A 20,384-nucleotide genomic window follows, 5' to 3' on the forward strand; every position below is an offset into this window, starting at 1 on the left:
ACACTTTTCAATCCAGCATGGAGATCGACACCAGTCCGCCGGGATGGCGATGCAGCCGGCCGGCCATGTCCAACTCGAGAAGGACGGAATGAATCGCCGCTATCGGCAGACCGGTGTGGCGGACGATGTCGTCGATCTCGACCGGTGTCGGCCCGAGCGCTTCGACGATATGGTCGCGCTCGGCATCATCGGGCGGGGCAGAAAGCGGCTTGCTCCTTTCGACGGGAGCCTCGGCCGGCCGGGGACGAAAGAGATCCGGCTCGGCGAGCGGCCGCAGCGCTTCGACAATATCGGCCGGCGTCGTCACGATCATCGCGCCGTCTTTCAGCAGACCGTTGGTGCCTTCGCAGCGCGGATCAAGCGGCGAGCCGGGAACGGCGAAGACAAGCCTGCCGAATTCCCCCGCAAGACGGGCGGTTATCAACGAGCCGGAGCGGGTTGCCGCTTCGATGACCACGACGCCGAGCGAGATGCCCGCGATGAGACGGTTGCGGCGCGGGAAATCGCGGGCGCGCGGCTCCCAGCCGAACGGCATTTCGCTGACGGCAAGCCCGTTGCCATCCCATATCTCGTTCAGCAGGCCGATATTCTCGGGCGGGTAGGGCTGGTCGAGCCCACCCGCTAAAGCGGTGATCGTACCCGTTTCGAGGCTGGCGCGATGGGCCGCCGTATCGATACCGCGCGCCAGACCGGAGACCACTGCATAACCTGCTTCGCCGCAGGTGCGCGCGATCATGGCCGTGAATTTGGCGCCGCTGATCGAGGCGTTTCGGGAGCCGACCACGCCGATTGCCGGATGTGTCGCTGTGGGCATGCTGCCTTTGACGGCAAGAAGCGGCGGCGCGCCGTCGATCTCCCGAAGGGCAGGGGGATAGTCCGGCTCGCCGATGCCGACGAAGCGCGCGCCGAAGCGATGTGCCGCCTCCAACTCCCGCAATGCGTCCCGTTCGGCGGCGATGCGGATGGCGCGCGTCGAGCCGCCGCGCTGCGAAAGCTCCGGCAGCATGGCAAGTGCTGCTTCGGCGGAACCGTAATGATGGATGAGATCGCGAAAGGTGGATGGCCCGACATTGTCGGAGCGGATGAGCCTGAGCCAGGCGATCCTTTGTTTTTCGGTCAGCGCAACTCCGGTCCGTCTTGCGCTGCCTGTGTCCATTACCCCTTCGCTCCGATCTTGCTTTCCGTTCCGGCGGTCAGCCGGGCAATGTTGGCCCTGTGCTTGTACCAGGAGATGATGGTCATCAGCGCCATGGCCGCGGCGATCTTGTCGGCGCCCAATATCCACAATACAACCGGTATGACAAGGGTTGCAACCAGCGCGGAAAGCGAGGAATAGCGGGTGGTGAAGGCAATGACCAGCCAGACGATGGCGAAAATCAGCGCCATCAGCGGCGCGAGGCCCAGCAGGATGCCGAGATAGGTCGCAACGCCCTTGCCGCCCTTGAAGCCGATCCAGACCGGAAAGATGTGGCCGATGAAGGCAGCGAAACCAGCAAGCACGCCGGCGTCGCCGCCGAAGAAATGCCCGACGACCAGGACGGCGGCCGTGCCCTTGAAGGCGTCGAGCAGCAGCGTGGCCGCAGCCAGCCCCTTATTGCCGGTGCGCAGCACGTTGGTCGCGCCGATATTGCCAGAGCCGATGCTGCGCACGTCGCCGAGGCCGGCCATGCGCGTCAGCAGCAGGCCGAAGGGGATCGAGCCGAGCAGGTAGCCGATGACGAGGCCGGCCAGCGCGGTCTGCGGGGTGAGCTGCCAAGTCCAGAAATCCGCCATCACGTCTTATTCTCCGTAAACCCTTGGCCCGTCCTAGAGACTATGAACCAGCTTGCCGGCGACATAAGTTGCAACCGCCCGGCCGCTCATTCTCGCATCTTCGAAGGGTGTATTCTTCGAGCGCGACAGAAGCATGTCTTTGGCGACAAGCCAAGGCTCGTCGAGATCGACAAGGGCGATATCGGCCTTGGCACCGGGCTTCAGCGTGCCGGCGGGGAGACCGAAGATTTGCGCCGGCCGCGTCGAGAGCGCATCGACGAGCCGCATCAGGCTCACTTGGCCGCTGTGATGGAGCCGGAGCGCAGCGGGAAGCAGCGTTTCGAGCCCGACGGCACCGTCTTCCGCCTCGCCGAACGGCAGGCGTTTCGTATCGACGTCCTGCGGATCATGCGAGGAAACGATAATGTCGATCGTGCCGTCGGCCAGCGCCTCGATCATGCCCGTGCGGTCGTCCTCGGAGCGCAGCGGCGGGTAGAGCTTGAAGAACGTGCGGTATTCGCCGATGTCGTTTTCGTTGAGCGCGAGATTGTTGATCGAGATGCCGCAGGTGACCTTGGCGCCGCGCGAGCGGGCGAGGCGGATCGCCTCTGCCGATTCCGGTACGGAGATCATCGCCGCATGATAGTGACTGCGCGTCAGCGTCGCGATGCGAAGGTCGCGCTCCAGCGGGATCAGCTCGGCTTCCTTCGGAATGCCTGATAGCCCGAGCCAGCTTGCAAACAGGCCTTCGTGCATGACGCCGTTCGCGCCGAGATATTTGTCGCGCGTCTCGCAGGAAATCACCGCGCCGAATTCGCGCGCATAGGTCATGATGCGACGCAGGACCTGGCTATCGTGGACACCGGAATGCGCGTCTGTGAAAACAACGGCCCCGGCTTCCCGCAGCAGGCCGATTTCCGTCATCTCCTCGCCGGCAAGACCCTTGGTGAGGGCTGCAGCCGGATAGACATTGACGACCGCCGTGTCGCGCGCCGTCTTCCTGACGAATTCGACCAAGGCGATATCATCGATAACCGGATCGGTGTCCGGCATCATGATGAAGGAAGTCACGCCGCCAGCCGCAGCCGCACGGCTTGCGGAGGCGATCGTTTCGCGATGCTCACCGCCAGGCTCGCCGACATGCACGCGCGCATCGACCAAGCCGGGAATAGCGACAAGTCCATTGCAATCGCGAACGGTCGCGCCTTTGGGAATGCCATGGTTCTTCGCATCCTTGCCCGACGCGACGATCACGCCGTCTTCGACGACAATCGTGCCGACCTCGTCGAGATCGCGGGAGGGGTCGATGATGCGGACGTTCTGGAGGACGATCGAATTGCTCATGCGTCCGCTCCCTCGCTGCGAGGTCCCTGGTTCTGCGAAACGAGCAGCGTCTCCATCACGGCCATGCGCACGGCGACGCCCATTTCCACCTGTTCGGCGATGACGCTTTGCGGACCGTCGGCCACTTCGGAAGCGATTTCGACCCCACGGTTCATCGGCCCGGGATGCATGACGAGCGCATCTTCCTTGGCAACCTTGAGGGTTTCGGCGTCGAGACCGTAGAAATGATAGTATTCGCGTACCGAAGGCACGAAAGCGCCGGACATGCGCTCGCGCTGCAGACGCAGCATCATGACAACGTCGGCATCCTTCAGCCCTTCCTTCATCGAATGGAAGACCTCGACGCCCATGTCAGCAATGCCGGCGGGCAGCAGCGTGGCGGGCGCGACGACCCGGACGCGGGCGCCCATGGCGTTCAGAAGCAGGATGTTGGAGCGCGCGACGCGCGAGTGCAGCACGTCGCCGCAGATCGCGACGATGATGCGCGAGAGCTTGCCCTTGGCGCGGCGGATCGTCAGCGCGTCGAGTAGGGCCTGGGTCGGATGCTCGTGCTGGCCGTCGCCGGCATTGACCACGGAGCAGGACACTTTCTGCGCCAGCAGCGCGGCGGCACCCGCGCTAGAATGGCGGATGACGAGCACATCGGGCCGCATGGCATTCAGCGTCATCGCCGTATCGATCAGCGTCTCGCCCTTTTTGACGGAGGAATTGCCGACCGACATGTTCATCACATCGGCGCCGAGCCGTTTGCCGGCCAGTTCGAAGGAGGATTGCGTGCGCGTCGACGCTTCGAAGAAGAGATTGATCTGCGTCAGCCCGCGAAGCGTAGACGTCTTTTTCTCGCGCTGGCGGCTGATCTTGACCGCCTCGTCGGCCTTGTCGAGAAGATAGGTGATATCCTGCTCGGTGAGACCCTTGATGCCGATGAGGTGGCGGTGGGGAAAGAAGACCATGAACCTGCCCTCTGGATTTCGTCAGGCGGTCTATAAAGAGGGAGCGCCCATGGGGCAAGCGGCGGTGTGCGCCGCGCCCGCTTGTTCCCCATGCAATTTCGCCCGAATCCCGCTACAGGACCTATGCCGGTGGGAGACGTAACTTCCGGTTTCCCTTGCAACCTTCTTGCTCTACAAGCGATTCATGACCCAACCGACCCGGACTGACGACCCCTTTGCCGACCTGAACCAGCCGAGCCTCTGGACCGGCATCAATGCCTATCGTTCCGATCCGCTGATCGTCGATCTCACGTCCGGCCTGCCGCGTTCGACGCGTGAAGAGCTGGAGCAGCACGGCCGGTTCGTCACGTCTCACGAGGCACAGGAACTGGCACGCATGGCGAACCAGGGCGCGCCGCAGCTGCGCACCCATGGTCCGCGCGGCGAGCGTCTGGATGTCGTCGAATTCCACCCGGCCTGGCATGCGCTGATGCGCCGCTCCATGGCGATGGGCCTGCATTCCTCCATCTGGGATGCGCAGGCCGATCCCGAGGCCAAGGGCCAGTCGCACAAGGTGCGTGCCGCCCGCTTCTATCTGACGGCTCAGCTCGAATGCGGTCATCTGTGCCCGCTGACGATGACCAGCGCCTCGGTGGCTGCCATGATGGCCTCGCCGGCGGTGCAGAAGGATTGGGCGCCGAAGATTCTCTCGCGCAAATACGATTCGTCCAACAAGCCCGCCATGCAGAAGAGCGCCGTCACCATCGGCATGGGCATGACGGAAAAGCAGGGCGGCACGGATGTGCGCGCCAACCGGACGAGCGCCGACAAGGTGAGCGAAGGCATCTACCGGCTTTCAGGCCATAAATGGTTCATGTCGGCGCCCATGAGCGATGCCTTCATCATGCTGGCCCAGACCAAGGACGGCATGGGCTGCTTCCTCGTGCCGCGGCTTTTGGAGGATGGCTCGGCCAACGGCCTGCACTTCCAGAGGTTGAAGGACAAGCTCGGCAACCGGTCGAATGCTTCCTCCGAAGTCGAATTTACCGATACGTTCGGCTTCCTGCTCGGAGGGCCGGATGCCGGCATTCGCACGATCCTCGACATGGTGACCCTGACGCGGCTCGATTGCGCGCTGGCCTCTGCCGGCATCATGCGCGCGTCGCTGGCCGAAGCCGTGCATCATGCGCGCGGACGCAGCGTTTTCGGCAAGATGCTGGTCAATCAGCCGATCATGACGCGCGTGCTCGCCGATATGGCGCTCGATGTCGCCGCCGCGACCGCGCTTGCCTTCCGCTTGGCCGAGGCCTTCGACAAGGCGAGCGGCAGCAGCGAAGAGGCGGCCTATGCCCGCGTCATGACTCCGGTCGCCAAATACTGGTGCTGCAAGATCGCCCCGGCGCTGATCTACGAGGCGATGGAGTGCATCGGCGGCAGCGGCTATATCGAGGAACGCCCGATCGCCCGCCATTACCGCGAAGCCCCCGTCAATGCGATTTGGGAAGGCTCCGGCAATGTCATGGCGCTTGATGTCCTGCGCGTATTGAACCGGGGCAGGGACCTGTTCGAGACCGTCTTTGCCGGCCTTGCCCGCGATCTCGGGCCAGCAGGCAAGAAGACCATCGAAGTCCTGCGCGCCGCCATGGCGCTTTGCGAGCAGGATGAGGGCGCTGCCCGCCTGCTGGTCGAGCAGATGGCGCTGGCAGCCGGTGCCGCCGAGCTTTATCGCCTCGGAGCCGGCAAGATCGCCGATGCCTTCATCGAAACCCGTCTCGCGGGCGGCTGGCGGGCGACCTACGGCATGCTCGATTCGCGTTTCGACGCCAGCTACATTGTCGACCTGCTTTATCCGCCGGCCACTTAGAATTCCCACTAGGTCTGGCGTCCGGGACCACGATATGTGGCTTGGTCAGTTTCTCTAATCTGTGGATTCGTGCGGTTTGACTGACCGCGGCCTGAAGGCTTTGTTGTTCAAGACGATCCGGCTTGTTATTCACCGCTCGGTGACAATTGGAGTCGAATCGATGGCCGTCGCAAACACTGCCGTTAAAATCCCCCTGGAAACGCCTGTCGTGGAAAAGCGCGTGCGCAATCGCGCCGCAACCGAGCAGGCGATCCTCGATGCCGCCAAGCGGCTTCTGGCGGAGGAGGGGTTCCAGAATTTCGGCATTAATGCGGTTGCCCGCGGCGCCGGCTGCGACAAGCAGCTGATCTACCGCTATTACGGCGGCCTCGATGGCCTCGTGGAAGCCATAGGCACCGATCTCGGCAGCTGGGTGAAGGATCGCATTCCCGATGATACCGGCGGCATGTTTCTTCTCACCTACGGCGACCTGATGGAGCGGCTCTCGCTCCTGTTTCTCGATGCGTTGCGCGCCGATCCGCTGATGCGCCGCATCGTCGCCTGGGAAGTCTCCGAAAGCAGCGAGCAGGTCCGCCGCCTGTCGGAGGCGCGCTCCAAGGCGCTCGCCGGCTGGATCGAGCGCATGCGCGGCTCGCTGGTGCCGCCCAAGGGCGTCGATGCCCAGGCCGTCAACGCCATGATCTTTGCCGCCATCCAGCACATCGTGCTGGCTTCAGCCGTCAGCGATCAATGCGCCGGTCTTGCCTTGAAAAACGGCAAGGATTGGGAGAAGGCGGCAACGGCTTTGAAGCGGATCGTGCGCGGCGTCTACGGCTGATGCAGGGGCTCAAGCGGGGGATATCCACAAGCCCGCTCCGTCGTTAACCTTAACAAATGGTTTACATTGCGCCACTGCGGTTAACTCGTCACTGTGAAAGGACGAATAGTTAACCATCAAGCGTGCAGCCATGGGGTTGAGATCCGCAAAATTAGTGTTTCTCGTCGCGGCGATGATGTTCTTCGCCGTGCTCGCACTAGATATAACGCTGCCCGCGATGGTGTTGAGCGCCATGGCGCTGTCGAACTGGCTCGTCCTTTCGGCTGGAACGACGCAATTTCAGCGTCGAAGGGGTACCGCATGAAGTGGTTGTTGATTTGCTGGGCAGGGCCGGTCTCGTTTCTAGGGGCATGGTATTATCTGTCGTACTACGACATGAGCTTTGGCATCTTCATGCTGACGCGGCAGATGCATGACCTGGTGTTCGATATCTACGGCAAGATCCTCGGCATCCCGCCGGAAACCATTCCGCCGCTGGTGGCGCGCGCCATCGCCTTCGACAGCGTGCTGGTCTTCGCGATCTTCGGCTTTCGCCGCCGCGCCGCGATCATGGAATGGTGGCGCGGCCGTCAGGCATCGAGATCGGGCAAGGTCACTCTTCCGAGCGCCGATAGCCTGTCCAAGGCTCCCTGAAGAATGAAGCTCGCCGCTGCCGAGTCGATACGCTCGGCGCGCTTGGCTCGCGAGACGTCCATTTCCAGAAGTGCCCGCTCGGCCGCCACGGTCGAAAGCCGCTCGTCCCAGAAAACGAAGGGCAGGGCGGTCTTTTCCGCCATGCCGCGCACGAAGGCGCGCGTCGCCTGTACACGCGGCCCCGAAGAGCCGTCCATGTTGACCGGTAGCCCTATGACGAAGGCCGCGACCTTTTCCTTGTCGGCGAAGGCGAGCAGCATCTCGGCATCCTGGGTGAACTTCACGCGTTTGATGACGGGGCGAGGCGTTGCAAAGCGCCGCCCGAGATCCGACATCGCAAGCCCGATCGTCTTCGTGCCCAGGTCGAGGCCGGCAATCGGCTGGCCGGGCAGGAGCGTCGCGGCTAGGTCTTCGATGGTCAGCGTCGTCATCAGGTCTCGCTCTCGTCAAAACAAATTGAAGCCAAAGCCGCTTTTCTTTGCTGCGGTTTGGGATATCTCCTAGAGCATTTCCAGCAAAAGCGCACAGCGGTTTTGCCTCCGGAGATGCGGAAGAACAAATGACAGGGCATTTCGATCGGAAATGCTCTGGACACCAGCCTTCCATTTCAAATCAAGTAATAAGGAGAAATCCAATGAAGATCACCTGGCTCGGCCATTCCGCTTTTCGCATCGAGACGGCCACGACAAAAATATTGATCGATCCTTTCCTGACCTACAATTCCTCCTTCGCCGCCGCCGGCCTCAACATCAAGGACGTTGCCGAAGGCGTGACCCATATCCTACTGACGCATGGACATGCAGACCACGTCGGCGACACGGTTCAGATCGCCAAGGATACCGGCGCCGTCGTTCTCGCCAATGCTGACCTCGCTTCCTGGCTCGGCACCAAGGGCGTCGAGAAGCTGGAAATGGGCAATACCGGCGGCACAGTCGGCCTCGGCGGTTTCTCGGCCACCTTCACCAATGCACTGCATTCCTCCGCCCAGATCACCGAGGACGGCGTTTCCCACGCGCTCGGCAATCCGAACGGCCTGATGCTGCATTTCGACGACGAGCCGACGCTGTTCCACATGGGCGATACGGATATCTTCTCGGATATGGCTCTCATCAACGAGCTGCATCAGCCCGATATCGGCATCCTGCCGATCGGCGACCGCTTCACCATGGGCGGTGCTGTTGCCGCGCTCGCCTGCCAGCGCTTCTTCAACTTCAAGACCGCCATTCCCTGCCACTACGGCACTTTCCCGATCATCGACCAGACCCCGGAAAAGTTCATCGCCGGCATGGAAGGTTCGAAGACCGCGGTTGCCGCGCCGAAGGTGGGCGAGAGCGTTTCCGCCTGACGATACCCGTTGCGTATGGCGGGCATGGCCTTTATAGCGATAGGAAAAATCCTATCCGGAGAATGCCATGTCCGTCGATCTCGCCACCGTCAAACGCGTCGCCCATCTTGCCCGCATCGCCGTCAATGAAGACGAAGCGCAGCGGATGATGGGCGAGCTGAACGGCATTCTGGGCTTCGTCGAGCAGCTCTCCGAAGTGAATGTCGACGGCGTCGAAGCCATGACCTCGGTGACGCCGATGGCAATGAAGAAGCGCACCGACGCGGTGACCGACGGCAACAAGGCCGCCGACATCGTCGCCAATGCACCGAATACCGATCAGAATTTCTTCCTGGTGCCCAAAGTCGTCGAATAGCGGCTCCCTTCAAGCCTTTTTCCGACCCGTTGCCCAATTCCAGATCTGAAGCGAAACAAAATGAGCGAACTGACCAGCCTGACCATTGCCGAAGCCCGCGACAAGCTGCGCGCCAAGCAGATTACAGCAACCGAATTGACCGAGGCCTATCTTTCGGCGATCGAGGCGGCCAATGCTCAGTTGAATGCCTATGTGAAGGTGACGCCGCAAAAGGCGCTTGCAATGGCCAAGGTGTCGGACACGCGCCTCGCGGAAGGCAAAGCCGGTGCGCTGGAAGGCATTCCGCTCGGCATCAAGGACCTGTTCGGCACGGAAGGCATCCACACCCAGGCCTGCAGCCACATTCTCGACGGCTTCAAGCCGCACTATGAATCGACAGTCACGCAGAACCTCTGGAACGACGGCGCCGTCATGTTGGGCAAGCTCAACATGGACGAGTTCGCCATGGGCTCCTCCAACGAGAGCTCCTATTACGGTCCGGTGATCAACCCCTGGCGTGCCGAGGGCTCGAACCAGCAGCTCGTTCCGGGCGGCTCATCCGGCGGTTCGGCTGCTGCCGTTGCCGCGCATCTCTGCGCCGGCGCAACCGCTACCGACACCGGTGGCTCCATCCGCCAGCCGGCCGCCTTCACTGGCACCGTCGGCATCAAGCCGACCTACGGCCGCTGCTCGCGCTGGGGTATCGTCGCCTTCGCCTCGTCGCTCGACCAGGCCGGCCCGATCGCCCGCGACGTGCGCGATGCCGCCATCCTCCTGAAGTCGATGGCAAGTGTCGATGCCAAGGACACGACCTCCGTCAACCTGCCGGTGCCGGATTACGAAGCCTCGCTCGGCCAGTCGCTGAAGGGCATGAAGATCGGCATCCCCAACGAATATCGCGTCGACGGCATGCCGGCAGAGATCGAGACGCTCTGGCAGCAGGGCATCGCCTGGCTGAAAGACGCCGGCGCCGAGATCGTCAACATCTCCCTGCCGCACACGAAATATGCGCTGCCGGCCTATTACATCGTGGCACCCGCCGAGGCGTCCTCGAACCTCGCCCGCTACGATGGCGTCCGCTACGGCCTGCGCATCGACGGCAAGGATATCGTCGACATGTATGAAAAGACGCGCGCTGCCGGCTTCGGCCAGGAAGTGAAGCGCCGCATCATGATCGGCACCTATGTGCTGTCGGCCGGCTACTACGACGCTTATTACCTTCGCGCCCAGAAGGTCCGCACGCTGATCAAGCGCGACTTCGAGCTTGCCTTCAACGCTGGCGTCGACGCCATCCTGACGCCCGCGACACCGTCCTCGGCCTTCGGCATCGCCGACGAGGACCTCGCTTCCGATCCGGTGAAGATGTACCTCAACGACATCTTCACGGTGACGGTCAACATGGCCGGCTTGCCCGGCATCGCCGTCCCCGCCGGCCTCGACCCGAAGGGCCTGCCGCTCGGCCTGCAGCTCATCGGCAAGCCGTTCGAAGAGGAGACCCTCTTCAAGACCGCCCACGTCATCGAACAGGCCGCCGGCAAGTTCACGCCGGCGAAGTGGTGGTAAGCAGCATCCTCTAAGATCTATGACTGCGCCGATCATGATATGGTCGGCGCGGTTTAATTTGCCGCTTAACTGAGCGGCGACGCGCTGGACGCAAGACTTAAAAATCCCAATATTCCGCCCAGTTGCCATCACATTTTGGACCGAAATACGATCATAAATTGCAGCGAGCCGCTTGGTCTCGTCCTCTGCAACCGAATCGGAAGGTCTCTTCATGCTCAAGCAAGTCTCGGCGATCCTGCTCCTCAGCGCGTCATGTCCAGCGATTGCGCTGGCGGCCGACAATGGGGCCATTCGATCCATTACCCTGTCCTCGGGTGGCCTGGCCGAGGTTTCCCGAGCAGCCGATGTCAATAGCGACGGCGTGATCCGGATCGAGGTTCCCCTTGATCAGGTCGACGATATCCTGAAGAGCCTTGTGGTCAACGGGTCCGCGGGCGCGGTGGCCGGCATGTCGCTGGCGGGGCCGCGGCCGTTGCAGGAAACGTTCAAGGGCCTGCCGTTCAGTCTGGAAGCGCTCTCATCCGTACCGTCGCTTCTGACATCGATGCAGGGCGCCAAAGTATCGGTAACCAGCGGTGGCAAGACCGTCGATGGAAACATCCTGGGAATCGAGACGAGGAAGGCCGACGAGAAAGCGACGGTTCATCTGCTGACTGTTATCGACAAGGATGGCGCCGTGGAGACGCTGGCGCTTGGCGAGGATGCGTCCGTCCGGCTTGACGATCCCGACATGAGAGCAAAGCTCGCCAAGGCGGCGGCAGCCATTGCCCGCGGCAAGAACGACCGCACGCGTGCCATCGACATCAAGGTGAACGGTGTAAAGAACAGCGGCGATGTCGGCCTGACCTATGTCGTCCCGTCTCCGATCTGGAAAACGGCCTATAAGGTCGTCATCGAGGGAAATGACAAGGCGCACTTGCAGGCATGGACAGTGCTGGAAAACGCCAGCGGCGAGGATTGGAAGGGCATCAAGCTGACGCTGACTTCGGCCGAGCCGGTGACGCTGAAACAGGGTCTGCACCAGCTTTATTGGAGAGAGCGGCAGGAGGTGCCGGTCAACACGGCGTCGAACAATGTCACTGATCCCGACAGCGGCGACCTGTCCAACAGGCGGCGTCTGCCGGAGGATGCCGAGCAGCGAGCCGCGCCCGCGCCTGCCAAGGCAATGATGGGCGGCGTCCGCAGAAAAGAATACGCGGCCGACGAGCTGGAAAGGCCTTTAGAGCCAATGCAAATTGCCGCGGCCAATCCCACCACCGCGACCGAAAGCGATATCTCTGCCACCTTCGAGCTTCCGGGGACTTACGATCTGGCCAATGGCGACACCTTGTCGGTGCCGATCATGGATGCGGAGGTGGAAGCCGACATGGTGGACATGTATCGGGCGGGCAGCACCCTTCGCAATCCCATCGCCGCCGTGATGCTCAAGAACACCACGGGGGTCAGCATGCCGGCGGGAATTCTGACGCTATATGATAGCAAGACCGGCTATATCGGCGATTCCCTGCTATCTGCCCTGCCCAAGGAGGACACCCGCCTTGCCAGTTTCGCAACCGATCGAAAGGTGTCGATCAGCGAGCAGCAGACGCCGACGGAGGAGATCGCCTCCCTGAAGGTTTCCGATGGCATGATGAATGCCGTCGTAAAATATCGTCAGGCAACGACATATACGGTTTCAGGCGCGCTTGACGGCGAAAGGACTGTCATCGTCGAGCACCCGATCAGGGATGGTTGGTCATTTTCGTCGGGCGAAAGCTTCGGCAAAACGGCAACGCACCAGCGGCTCAAGGCGGTTGTGCCGGCTGGCACGGAAAAGACATTGACCGCTGTCGATGAGCAGCTGCAGAGCAACAGCTATGCTCTGGTCGATGCAGAGCCGGACATGCTGCTTGGATGGTCGGCGTCGACACACGACAAGGCACTGACGGACAAGCTCGCAAACCTCGCGGAGGCGCGTAAGAAACAGGTCGCCTCCCAGAATGATCTCGCGAGCTTCGACAGCGAGATCGAGAAAATCACCAATGAACAACAGCGGATAAGACAGAATATCGGCGCCGTGCCTGAGAATAGCGATTTGAAGAAGCGCTATTTGAAGGATCTCGCGCATAGCGAAGATCAAATCGCTGCCGTCGGTGAAAAGCGCGCTGCGGTGCAAGAGGAAAGTGATCGGCTGGGCGATCAGGTGGCGGAACTCATCAGGACGTTCTAATCGCCGCGCACGTCTTCATCTCAACAGCATCAAATGGTGAGAGCCGCTCCGTGGGGCGGCTCTCGTGTTTAGCTTACCGATTGTTCAATTGCGCCCTCACCAGCCGCAATCCCTTTTCGCTGATGCGATAGGGATGGCCGTCGGTGGATTTGATGGCCTTTAGGCGCCTCAGTCGGCGGAAGAGCTCGAGGCCGAAATCAGGGTAGACCCAGCCGTCACGCGTAAAGCAATAAGCGGTCTCGATCTTCTTGTTGTCGCTGCGTTCGATTTCGATGCGGCCGCCCTGGGCGAGCAGGTGCAGGATGCGCTGTTCGGCGCGGGAAATGTCCATTGTTGTCAGAATCCGTATAGCGCCAAAGGGCGCACAAAAACGATCCGAGCCTTCCCTTGGGGAAGTCGGGGCTTCGTTTTTCAGGCCCGGCACGCAAGAAGACTTGCGAGCGGGGCCTTTACCGGGACTGACAAAAGTTAGACATGAAAACTCCGTTGATACACCTTTCTAAAGCAGGTTGCGCCCCGAGGTCAAGTTCAACTCAGCAGGCGTGTGCCGCCGTCGGCCATGCTGGCGAATCTCGCCGCTGGCAAAAGCTTTTGACTGATGCTTTACTGGTCCAAATGGCGGGGCCTGATGATCCATATTCGCAATGCCCGTGAAGGCGAAACCGAGGTGTTGGCAAGCATCGGCCTGCGCTCCTGGCAGCAGGCCATGGGCGCGATCGGCGGCACGGGCGAGCTGCTGGAAAGCGCAAGCGAGGCCTTCTCGAATTTCACCCGCAATCTCTGGCTGACGATCACCGTTATCGAGCTGAATGGGGAGGCGGTCGGCTGGGCCGCGCGCGAGGCGCTTGACGAGGCGATCTCCGATTTCTGGATCGATCCGGATTTCATTCGGCGAGGTCTCGGCTCCGCGCTCCTTGCGCGGATCGAAGAGGACGTGCGTGGGCAGGGGCTGGAAAAGGTTTCCCTGCAGAGCCACGCGGGGAATACGGATGCCATCGCCTTTTTCAGGGCGCGCGGCTATGCAATCCACTGGCTGTCGATCGTCTATTCCCCGAAGCTCGACAGCGACGTTCCCACGATCGGGCTTTCGAAATCGCTGGTCGAGGAAAGCCACGGCGCCTACGGACCGGGCATATAGCGCATCGCCATACGCCGAAAGCCTTGCGCCGCCTCGTCAATTGCTCTACCTCACCAAAGCAGAAAACAGCATTATACAAGAGCTTCCCATGACCATTGTCGACGTCCGTACGCCAGATCCGAAACGCTTCATTCCCGGTGCCACCGGCGATTGGGAAGTCGTTATCGGGATGGAAGTCCACGCCCAGGTGCTGAGCAAATCCAAGCTCTTCTCCGGTGCATCGACGGAGTTCGGCAAGCCGCAGAATTCCAATGTCTCACTGGTCGATGCCGCCATGCCCGGCATGCTGCCCGTGATCAACGAAGAATGCGTCAAGCAGGCTGTGCGCACCGGCCTTGGCCTGAAGGCGCAGATCAACAATCGTTCGATCTTCGACCGCAAGAACTATTTCTATCCCGACCTGCCGCAGGGCTATCAGATCTCGCAGTTCAAGGATCCGATCGTCGGTGAAGGCAAGATCGTCATTTCGCTTGGCCCGGATCGTCAGGGCCAGTTCGAGGATATCGAGATCGGCATCGAGCGCCTGCATCTGGAACAGGATGCCGGCAAGTCGATGCACGACCAGCACGCGACCATGTCTTATGTCGATCTCAACCGTTCCGGCGTTGCGCTGATGGAAATTGTCTCCAAGCCGGATATCCGCTCGTCCGACGAGGCGAAAGCCTATATGACGAAGCTGCGCTCGATCGTGCGCTACCTCGGCACCTGCGACGGCAACATGGACGAAGGCTCGATGCGCGCCGACGTCAACGTTTCGGTGCGCCGTCCGGGCGGTGAATTCGGCACGCGCTGCGAGATTAAGAACGTCAACTCCATCCGCTTCATCGGCCAGGCGATCGAATATGAAGCGCGCCGGCAGATCGGCATCCTTGAGGATGGCGGCACCATCGATCAGGAAACCCGCCTGTTCGATCCGAACAAGGGCGAGACGCGGTCGCTGCGCACGAAGGAAGATGCGCACGACTATCGCTATTTCCCCGATCCGGATCTGCTGCCGCTCGAATTCGACGATGCCTTCGTTGCCGAGCTTGCCGAGCATCTGCCTGAGCTGCCGGACGATAAGAAGGAACGTTTCGTCCGCGAACTCGGCCTCTCGATCTACGACGCTTCCGTGCTCGTCTCGGAAAAGGCCATCGCCGATTATTTCGAAGCGGTTGCCGCCGGCCGCGATGGCAAAATGGCTGCCAACTGGGTGATCAACGACCTCCTGGGCGCTCTGAACAGAATCGGCAAAGACATTGAAGAGACTCCGGTTTCGCCCGCCCAGCTCGGCGCGATCATCGACCTCATCAAGGCCGAAACCATTTCCGGCAAGATCGCCAAGGATCTGTTTGAAATCGTGCTCACCGAGGGCGGCGACCCCGCCGAGATCGTTGAAGCCCGTGGCATGAAGCAGGTCACCGATACCGGCGCCATCGAAAAGGCTGTCGACGAGATCATAGCCGCCAACCCGGATCAGGTTGCCAAGGTCAAGGCCAAGCCGACGCTCGCCGGCTGGTTCGTCGGCCAGGTGATGAAGTCGACGGGCGGCAAGGCGAACCCACAGGCGGTGCAGGCGCTGGTCAAGGCCAAGCTCGGCATCGAAGAGGAATAATCGGTGTTCTTCGTTCGCACCGCCAGCGAGCAGGACCTGGAAAAGGTCCGCGCTCTGCTCGGCGAGACTTGGCATGCGACCTATGACCGGATCTACGGGCCGGAAAAGGTCAGCGAGCTGCACGCCTCCTGGCATTCACCGGCTGCGCTGAAGGCGCGGCTGGCGAACAAGAACTCGGAATTCCTGGTGGCCGACGACGGCAAGACAATCGGCGGCATGGGCTATGCCGCCATGTCCAAAGAAATGACCAAGACCGTCATGCTCCACATGCTCTATGTCAGCCCCAGCCATCAGCGAGAGGGCATCGGCCGCGATATCTTCGCCGAACTGGAGACCTGTTTCCCGGATGCGGAGATCATGCGCCTGGAGGTCGAACCGCAAAACGAGCCCGCGATCGCCTTCTACAAGGCCCACGGCTTTGTCGAGGTCGGCCGCACGGAAAATTGCGGCAACGGCCAGTCGGCCATTCCGGCGCTGATATTCGAGAAGCCGCTGACGGGTCATTGAGAGAATAGACGAGATCGTTCATGGAAGACGCCCGCCTGGTGATCCGCGAAGCGGAAGAATCCGACCTTCCTTCCCTGATCGGCCTTTTCGCCGCCGACACCATGGGCGGCCACGGCGATACGACCGACCCTTCCGCTTATGACGATTATCTCCGCGCCTTTCGTGCTATCGCGATATCGCCGGATCAGACGCTGTATGTCGCCGAACTCGCCGGCGAGGTGGCCGGGACGTTTCAGACAATGATCACGACGACGCTGACCGGGCGGGGGTCGTCCGCGATGATCATCGAGGCGGTCCAGACGCGTGCGGATCTACGCGGGCAGGGGATCGGGGCGGCGATGATCGATTTCTGCATCGGCGAGGCAAGAGCCCGCGGCATGCGGATGGTGCAACTGACCTCCAATGCGGTGCGCAAGGACGCGCATCGCTTCTATGAGAGATTGGGTTTCAAGCCGACACATCTGGGCTTCAAGATGACATTGAAATGAGGCCGTTTGCCTGCTGGAATCACTGGACAAGCCAGTCCGGTGGCGGCATAAGCAAACTATCGAATTCTGGTATCGCTCGCCGCTTAGCGGGTATCGAGGAAAAGACATGTGGAATTTCATCGTACAGACATTTACCTGGTGGAACGGTCAGACCATGGGCACGCGCTTCGCGACCTGGCGGTTTGGCAAGCGTGTCGGCGAGGATGAATTCGGCAACGTCTATTACGAAGGCGGCATGTCCTCCTACGGCCTCCCGAAGCGCTGGGTGATCTACAAGGGCTATGCCGAAGCTTCGGCCATTCCTCCGGGCTGGCACGGCTGGATGCATCATCGTACCGATGTTGCCCCTTCCAAGGAAAACTACGTCGCCAAGGACTGGCAGAAAGAACATCGCGCCAACCCGACCGGCTCGCCGCAGGCTTACCGTCCGCCGGGTTCTCTGGCCGTTGCCGGCGAGCGTCCGCGCGTGACCGGCGACTACGACGCCTGGACCCCGGGCAACTGAGCGGACCGGGTAACCGAGTGGCCGGCTCGTCCTTTGGCCACAATTAGGCTTTAGGCGCGACATATGCTGGCTCATGCTCGGCGTCTTGACCGAGACCAAGCGGAGATTGGCGGATATGACGTTTTTCACGCGGAGCGCTTCTTTGCGTGCAGTGACTGTAGCGGGCGCAGCTCTCTTCATCGGCATCATGACAGCCCCCACCGCCGAGGCGGCCCGCATCGCCAATCCCGTCGCCGTTTTCTCCGGCCTCGACAAAATCACCGGCCGCATCACCACCTTCGATGTCTATATCAATGAGACCGTACAGTTCGGCGCGCTGCAGGTGACGCCCCGGGCCTGCTATTCGCGAGACGAAACCGAGCAGCAGAAGGTAGACGGTTTCGTCGAGGTGGACGAAATAACCCTCGACCGTCGCATCCGCCGCATCTTCACCGGCTGGATGTTTGCCGACAGTCCCGGCCTCAACGCCGTTGAGCATCCGATCTATGACGTCTGGCTGAAAGAGTGCAAGCAGAAGTCGGACCTTCCGCCGCCGGACACCGCCGGCACGAAATAATCGCCTTCAAGACATACGCCGCAGAATTGTACAGCCCGCAGAAGCCTTGCTCCTGCGGGCATAATTTTAGCGTCGTTCCGTATTGGTCGCCGCTTCGCCCATCGCTTGACGATCGGCGACTTCGGACAGGTCGAGGCTGATCCTCATCCCGCCTTTGGGCCTGTGGCGAAGAAAATCGCTGCGACCCGGATCAGCTTTCAATTTACCTCCGTCTCGGAGAGCTTCGAGCCGCGAACGCGAAATTGCCAGCTCCGATGCAAGCAGCCGATCGAGGCGGAGGTTCACCGGGAATTCGGCTGCTGTCTCGATGCCCAGCCCAGTCCAGTCGCTTGCGGCACGTATCATCTCCTTCCGAATAATGACATCCGGCGGTTCTTCGATGCGCTTGGCCCTTCGCTTTAGCCCGTCGAGGTCGAATTCCTGTGCTCGCACCCAATCCGGATCGCTGCGCTGCAGCGCCTCGAGAGTGGAGGGAGTGAGATCGTGAACGGTCCGGCGCTCGAAGAGCGTTCGGTTCCAGGTCTTCTCGCAATCGATGCATTTGTAGACGAGCCAGGCATCGAGTCTCTTGCCATTGGCATTGAGCCTGACCTTGCCGCTCGATCTGAAGGGTCTAGGAGATCCGCAGCCGCTGCAGGCGATCCATGGCTGAGGCGAAATTCGAGGTGAAATGGTCCAACGGACCTGAAGAATATTGCACATACCGTCTTGGTCTTCCGTCTGGAAGTCCACCAAGCTGGCGGTGAGACAGCCCGTCAGGGCACGGTATGGCGATGTTGCGGGACGGCTGAAGAGCTGAGACAGCAGTGGCTGCGTAGGGCGCGTTTTGACAATGCCAAACCGGTCTCAGGCCATCACCCGATGGACATGAACATGCATCGGACGGCGTTATGCCGCCCCGATGCAGTGGGTGATTTGGATGAGACCGGTATTTACGATGGCAAAGTGGAACCTCTATGCACCAACGCTCTTCGCTAGGAGGGATAGCAAATAACGACCAGAGTTTGAAGTCCGAAAGCTTGAGGCAAGGATTGCTTCAGGTGTCCGTCTTTCCCTTGCGGCGAAACACACTTAGAATCTTGCGGCCCGCCGCGACCACGCCTCCCAGGACGACAATCAACCCCTTCTTCAGTGCGAGAAGGGCGATCCCGAAACTCTTGAAGAAGCCGAGGACGATTGCCAGAAAGCCGAGCTTTGCAGCGATCTTGACGCCAGCACCGGCGGCGATCATTCCCGCCATGCTGTAGGCGGCGATCTTGTCGCCGTTGACGAAGTCGGCATAGCGTTTGCCGCTGTCGTACTGCACCGTGTTGATGACGCTCGGAATGGCGGCGTTGATCTCCTGCAACTGATCGAGCCCGGCGACGAAATCGAGTTCGGTGACACCCTCGCGTCCGAGCACGCGCACCGAATAATTCAGCGTATGGTCTGCCTGCTGATCCTTGCCGAAGATCAGATCGCGAGCCCAATGCAGGGCATGGGTCGCCTTGTCGTAGTGCGGTGGCTCAGCCCAGCCGACAAGCTTGATCGGATCGTAGCCCTGCTGCTCGCGCTCCGGATTCGCCTCGTTGATCGCATCCTGGATTTGCTTCAGCACCTCGTTGTAATCCGTCGAGGCGGCATCGTCGTCGGAGACGTGGCCGCTATTGTCATAGTCCATGACTGCGCCCCATGAATGTGGGTCGGTCGGCGGATATTTTGCGGGAAAGATCATGCCGAGCGTGGTGCCGGCGGCACTCTCTGGATTACCCCAGAGCTTCACCAACACCGTTCTCGCATCGTCCGGAGTGAGATAGTAGAACTGATCCGAAACATTCAGCGTCGCATTTGCCGCCGAAAGCGTGATCGCTCCTTGCTTGAAATCGAGTTGTTTCAGCACTGCGCCTTCCGGCCCGGTCGGCGGTTCGGCACCGAACATATCGTGAAAGGATTTGGCGTCGGCCTGTGTTGCAGCTGCCAATGCGGCGATAAAAACGATTGCAAGGTGATTCTTCAATATACTACCCCCGGCTGTCGAGTTGACCTTAGGGCATTCTTGATTAGAATCAATGCGATTAGAGCGTGATGCCGAAAAGTGTAGGCGGTTTTCGAACGGCATCACGCTCTACTTCTTTGATCCTAGAGCGGATTCAGATTTTAGGTCGAACAGACCTAAAATCGTCCGGCTCTAGTGAAAATATCAGCCGTTCGAGAAGCTCAGATTGGGTGATTCCATCGCCTTTTCCAGCATCGTGGCATAGGCGTCCTTCGGGACGTCGATGGCGCCGAATGTCTTCAGGTGCTCGGTGGTGAACTGCGTGTCGAGCAGGGTGAAGCCGCGTTCGCGCAGGCGCTCCACCAGGTAGACGAGGCAGATCTTGGAAGCGTCCGTGCGGCGGGAAAACATGCTTTCCCCGAAGAAGGCGGAGCCCAGCGAAACGCCGTAAAGACCGCCGACCAGCTGATCGCCTTCCCAGGCCTCCACGGAATGGGCATGGCCGATCTGGTGCAGGGTGGAATAGAGCGAGCGGATCGTCTCGTTGATCCAGGTGCTCGGGCGGCCGCTGGTCTGTTCGGCGCACGCCGCGATAACACCCTCGAAATCCATGTCGAAGCTGATAGCGAAGGGATTTTGACGGATCTTCTTGGCGAGGCTCTTGGAGACGTGAAACGTATCCAGAGGGATGATGCCCCGCAATTCCGGCTCGACCCAGAAGATTTCCGGATCGTCAGCCGATTCCGCCATCGGGAATAGCCCGATGGAATAGGCGCGCAGCAAGATCTCCGGGGTAACACCGGGACGTTTGCCGCGCGCTCCGGGCAT

At 61.0% G+C, this 20,384-nt stretch carries 23 protein-coding genes; 13 read left to right on the forward strand and 10 right to left on the reverse strand.

Annotated elements, in window-relative coordinates:
* Nucleotides 1-7 precede the first annotated feature (7 nt).
* From dprA to HGP16_RS25045, 4 genes are read right to left on the reverse strand one after another with little or no spacing between them, the layout of a single operon-like run.
* Nucleotides 8-1,156, reverse strand: coding sequence for a DNA-processing protein DprA (dprA, locus tag HGP16_RS25030; RefSeq protein WP_168842697.1), 1,149 nt, complete (start codon nucleotides 1,154-1,156; stop codon nucleotides 8-10).
* Nucleotides 1,156-1,773, reverse strand: a complete 618-nt coding sequence (plsY, locus tag HGP16_RS25035) for a glycerol-3-phosphate 1-O-acyltransferase PlsY (RefSeq protein WP_205926697.1) — start codon at nucleotides 1,771-1,773, stop codon at nucleotides 1,156-1,158. The genes dprA and plsY overlap by 1 nt, the downstream gene beginning before the upstream one ends.
* Before the next feature lie 33 nt (nucleotides 1,774-1,806).
* The gene (locus tag HGP16_RS25040) at nucleotides 1,807-3,096 is read right to left on the reverse strand and encodes a dihydroorotase (protein WP_168842699.1); all 1,290 of its coding nucleotides are present in this window, start codon (nucleotides 3,094-3,096) and stop codon (nucleotides 1,807-1,809) included.
* On the reverse strand, nucleotides 3,093-4,049 hold the full coding sequence (locus HGP16_RS25045) for an aspartate carbamoyltransferase catalytic subunit (protein ID WP_168842700.1): 957 nt from the start codon (nucleotides 4,047-4,049) through the stop codon (nucleotides 3,093-3,095). Before HGP16_RS25045 ends, HGP16_RS25040 begins: the two co-directional genes overlap by 4 nt.
* Nucleotides 4,050-4,233: 184 nt before the next feature.
* On the opposite strand from HGP16_RS25045, the gene HGP16_RS25050 reads away from it, so the two are divergent.
* Both HGP16_RS25050 and HGP16_RS25055 read left to right on the forward strand, forming a co-directional pair.
* Nucleotides 4,234-5,892, forward strand: a complete 1,659-nt coding sequence (locus HGP16_RS25050) for an acyl-CoA dehydrogenase family protein (protein WP_168842701.1) — start codon at nucleotides 4,234-4,236, stop codon at nucleotides 5,890-5,892.
* A gap of 160 nt (nucleotides 5,893-6,052) precedes the next feature.
* Entirely contained in the window at nucleotides 6,053-6,709 is a 657-nt protein-coding gene (locus HGP16_RS25055; RefSeq protein WP_168842702.1) for a TetR/AcrR family transcriptional regulator, read from the forward strand.
* Nucleotides 6,710-6,718: 9 nt separating this feature from the next.
* Here the strand turns inward: HGP16_RS25055 and HGP16_RS33800 are convergent, their stop codons facing one another.
* Nucleotides 6,719-6,943: a hypothetical protein gene (locus HGP16_RS33800; RefSeq protein WP_168879984.1), complete on the reverse strand. Its 225-nt coding sequence runs from the start codon at nucleotides 6,941-6,943 to the stop codon at nucleotides 6,719-6,721.
* Nucleotides 6,944-7,009: 66 nt separating this feature from the next.
* On the opposite strand from HGP16_RS33800, the gene HGP16_RS25060 reads away from it, so the two are divergent.
* Nucleotides 7,010-7,342, forward strand: a complete 333-nt coding sequence (locus tag HGP16_RS25060) for a DUF6105 family protein (RefSeq protein ID WP_168842703.1) — start codon at nucleotides 7,010-7,012, stop codon at nucleotides 7,340-7,342.
* Here the strand turns inward: HGP16_RS25060 and ruvX are convergent.
* A complete protein-coding gene (ruvX, locus tag HGP16_RS25065; RefSeq protein WP_168842704.1) occupies nucleotides 7,279-7,773 on the reverse strand; it encodes a Holliday junction resolvase RuvX in 495 nt (164 codons plus the stop codon). The two genes, HGP16_RS25060 and ruvX, sit on opposite strands and share 64 nt — an antisense overlap.
* A gap of 203 nt (nucleotides 7,774-7,976) precedes the next feature.
* Between ruvX and HGP16_RS25070 the strand changes: the two genes are divergently transcribed.
* From HGP16_RS25070 to HGP16_RS25085, 4 genes are all read left to right on the forward strand, one after another.
* Nucleotides 7,977-8,687: a metal-dependent hydrolase gene (locus tag HGP16_RS25070; protein ID WP_168842705.1), complete on the forward strand. Its 711-nt coding sequence runs from the start codon at nucleotides 7,977-7,979 to the stop codon at nucleotides 8,685-8,687.
* 67 nt (nucleotides 8,688-8,754) lie between these two features.
* Nucleotides 8,755-9,042, forward strand: coding sequence for an Asp-tRNA(Asn)/Glu-tRNA(Gln) amidotransferase subunit GatC (gene gatC, locus HGP16_RS25075; RefSeq protein ID WP_168842706.1), 288 nt, complete (start codon nucleotides 8,755-8,757; stop codon nucleotides 9,040-9,042).
* 60 nt (nucleotides 9,043-9,102) lie between these two features.
* The gene (gene gatA, locus HGP16_RS25080) at nucleotides 9,103-10,584 is read left to right on the forward strand and encodes an Asp-tRNA(Asn)/Glu-tRNA(Gln) amidotransferase subunit GatA (RefSeq protein ID WP_168842707.1); all 1,482 of its coding nucleotides are present in this window, start codon (nucleotides 9,103-9,105) and stop codon (nucleotides 10,582-10,584) included.
* 211 nt (nucleotides 10,585-10,795) lie between these two features.
* Nucleotides 10,796-12,793, forward strand: a complete 1,998-nt coding sequence (locus HGP16_RS25085; RefSeq protein ID WP_168842708.1) for a DUF4139 domain-containing protein — start codon at nucleotides 10,796-10,798, stop codon at nucleotides 12,791-12,793.
* A 73-nt stretch (nucleotides 12,794-12,866) separates the two neighbouring features.
* On the opposite strand, the gene HGP16_RS25090 is transcribed toward HGP16_RS25085, so the two are convergent.
* A complete protein-coding gene (locus HGP16_RS25090; protein ID WP_168842709.1) occupies nucleotides 12,867-13,124 on the reverse strand; it encodes a YjhX family toxin in 258 nt (85 codons plus the stop codon).
* A gap of 297 nt (nucleotides 13,125-13,421) precedes the next feature.
* Here HGP16_RS25090 and HGP16_RS25095 point away from each other — a divergent pair, with 297 nt between their 5' ends.
* From HGP16_RS25095 to HGP16_RS25120, 6 genes are all read left to right on the forward strand, one after another.
* The gene (locus tag HGP16_RS25095; protein WP_168842710.1) at nucleotides 13,422-13,931 is read left to right on the forward strand and encodes a GNAT family N-acetyltransferase; all 510 of its coding nucleotides are present in this window, start codon (nucleotides 13,422-13,424) and stop codon (nucleotides 13,929-13,931) included.
* An 88-nt stretch (nucleotides 13,932-14,019) separates the two neighbouring features.
* Nucleotides 14,020-15,525 carry an Asp-tRNA(Asn)/Glu-tRNA(Gln) amidotransferase subunit GatB gene (gatB, locus tag HGP16_RS25100; RefSeq protein WP_168842711.1) on the forward strand — a complete coding sequence of 502 codons (1,506 nt, stop codon included), beginning with the start codon at nucleotides 14,020-14,022 and terminating at the stop codon, nucleotides 15,523-15,525.
* A gap of 3 nt (nucleotides 15,526-15,528) precedes the next feature.
* Complete coding sequence (locus tag HGP16_RS25105; RefSeq protein ID WP_168842712.1) at nucleotides 15,529-16,032, forward strand: GNAT family N-acetyltransferase; 504 nt, start codon at nucleotides 15,529-15,531, stop codon at nucleotides 16,030-16,032.
* Between the two features lie 20 nt (nucleotides 16,033-16,052).
* The gene (locus HGP16_RS25110) at nucleotides 16,053-16,520 is read left to right on the forward strand and encodes a GNAT family N-acetyltransferase (RefSeq protein WP_168842713.1); all 468 of its coding nucleotides are present in this window, start codon (nucleotides 16,053-16,055) and stop codon (nucleotides 16,518-16,520) included.
* 106 nt (nucleotides 16,521-16,626) lie between these two features.
* Nucleotides 16,627-17,025: an NADH:ubiquinone oxidoreductase subunit NDUFA12 gene (locus HGP16_RS25115; RefSeq protein WP_168842714.1), complete on the forward strand. Its 399-nt coding sequence runs from the start codon at nucleotides 16,627-16,629 to the stop codon at nucleotides 17,023-17,025.
* A 115-nt stretch (nucleotides 17,026-17,140) separates the two neighbouring features.
* A complete protein-coding gene (locus HGP16_RS25120) occupies nucleotides 17,141-17,581 on the forward strand; it encodes a DUF2155 domain-containing protein (RefSeq protein WP_168842715.1) in 441 nt (146 codons plus the stop codon).
* 66 nt (nucleotides 17,582-17,647) lie between these two features.
* Here the strand turns inward: HGP16_RS25120 and HGP16_RS25125 are convergent, their stop codons facing one another.
* The 3 genes from HGP16_RS25125 to aat form a co-directional block, all read right to left on the reverse strand.
* Nucleotides 17,648-18,283: a DUF1062 domain-containing protein gene (locus HGP16_RS25125; RefSeq protein WP_168842716.1), complete on the reverse strand. Its 636-nt coding sequence runs from the start codon at nucleotides 18,281-18,283 to the stop codon at nucleotides 17,648-17,650.
* Nucleotides 18,284-18,617: 334 nt separating this feature from the next.
* On the reverse strand, nucleotides 18,618-19,577 hold the full coding sequence (locus HGP16_RS25130) for a DUF2167 domain-containing protein (protein WP_246703576.1): 960 nt from the start codon (nucleotides 19,575-19,577) through the stop codon (nucleotides 18,618-18,620).
* A 183-nt stretch (nucleotides 19,578-19,760) separates the two neighbouring features.
* The gene (aat, locus tag HGP16_RS25135) at nucleotides 19,761-20,384 is read right to left on the reverse strand and encodes a leucyl/phenylalanyl-tRNA--protein transferase (RefSeq protein ID WP_168842717.1); all 624 of its coding nucleotides are present in this window, start codon (nucleotides 20,382-20,384) and stop codon (nucleotides 19,761-19,763) included.

Origin of the sequence: Rhizobium sp. P40RR-XXII, assembly GCF_012641405.1 — a bacterium.
Taxonomy (GTDB): domain Bacteria; phylum Pseudomonadota; class Alphaproteobacteria; order Rhizobiales; family Rhizobiaceae; genus Rhizobium.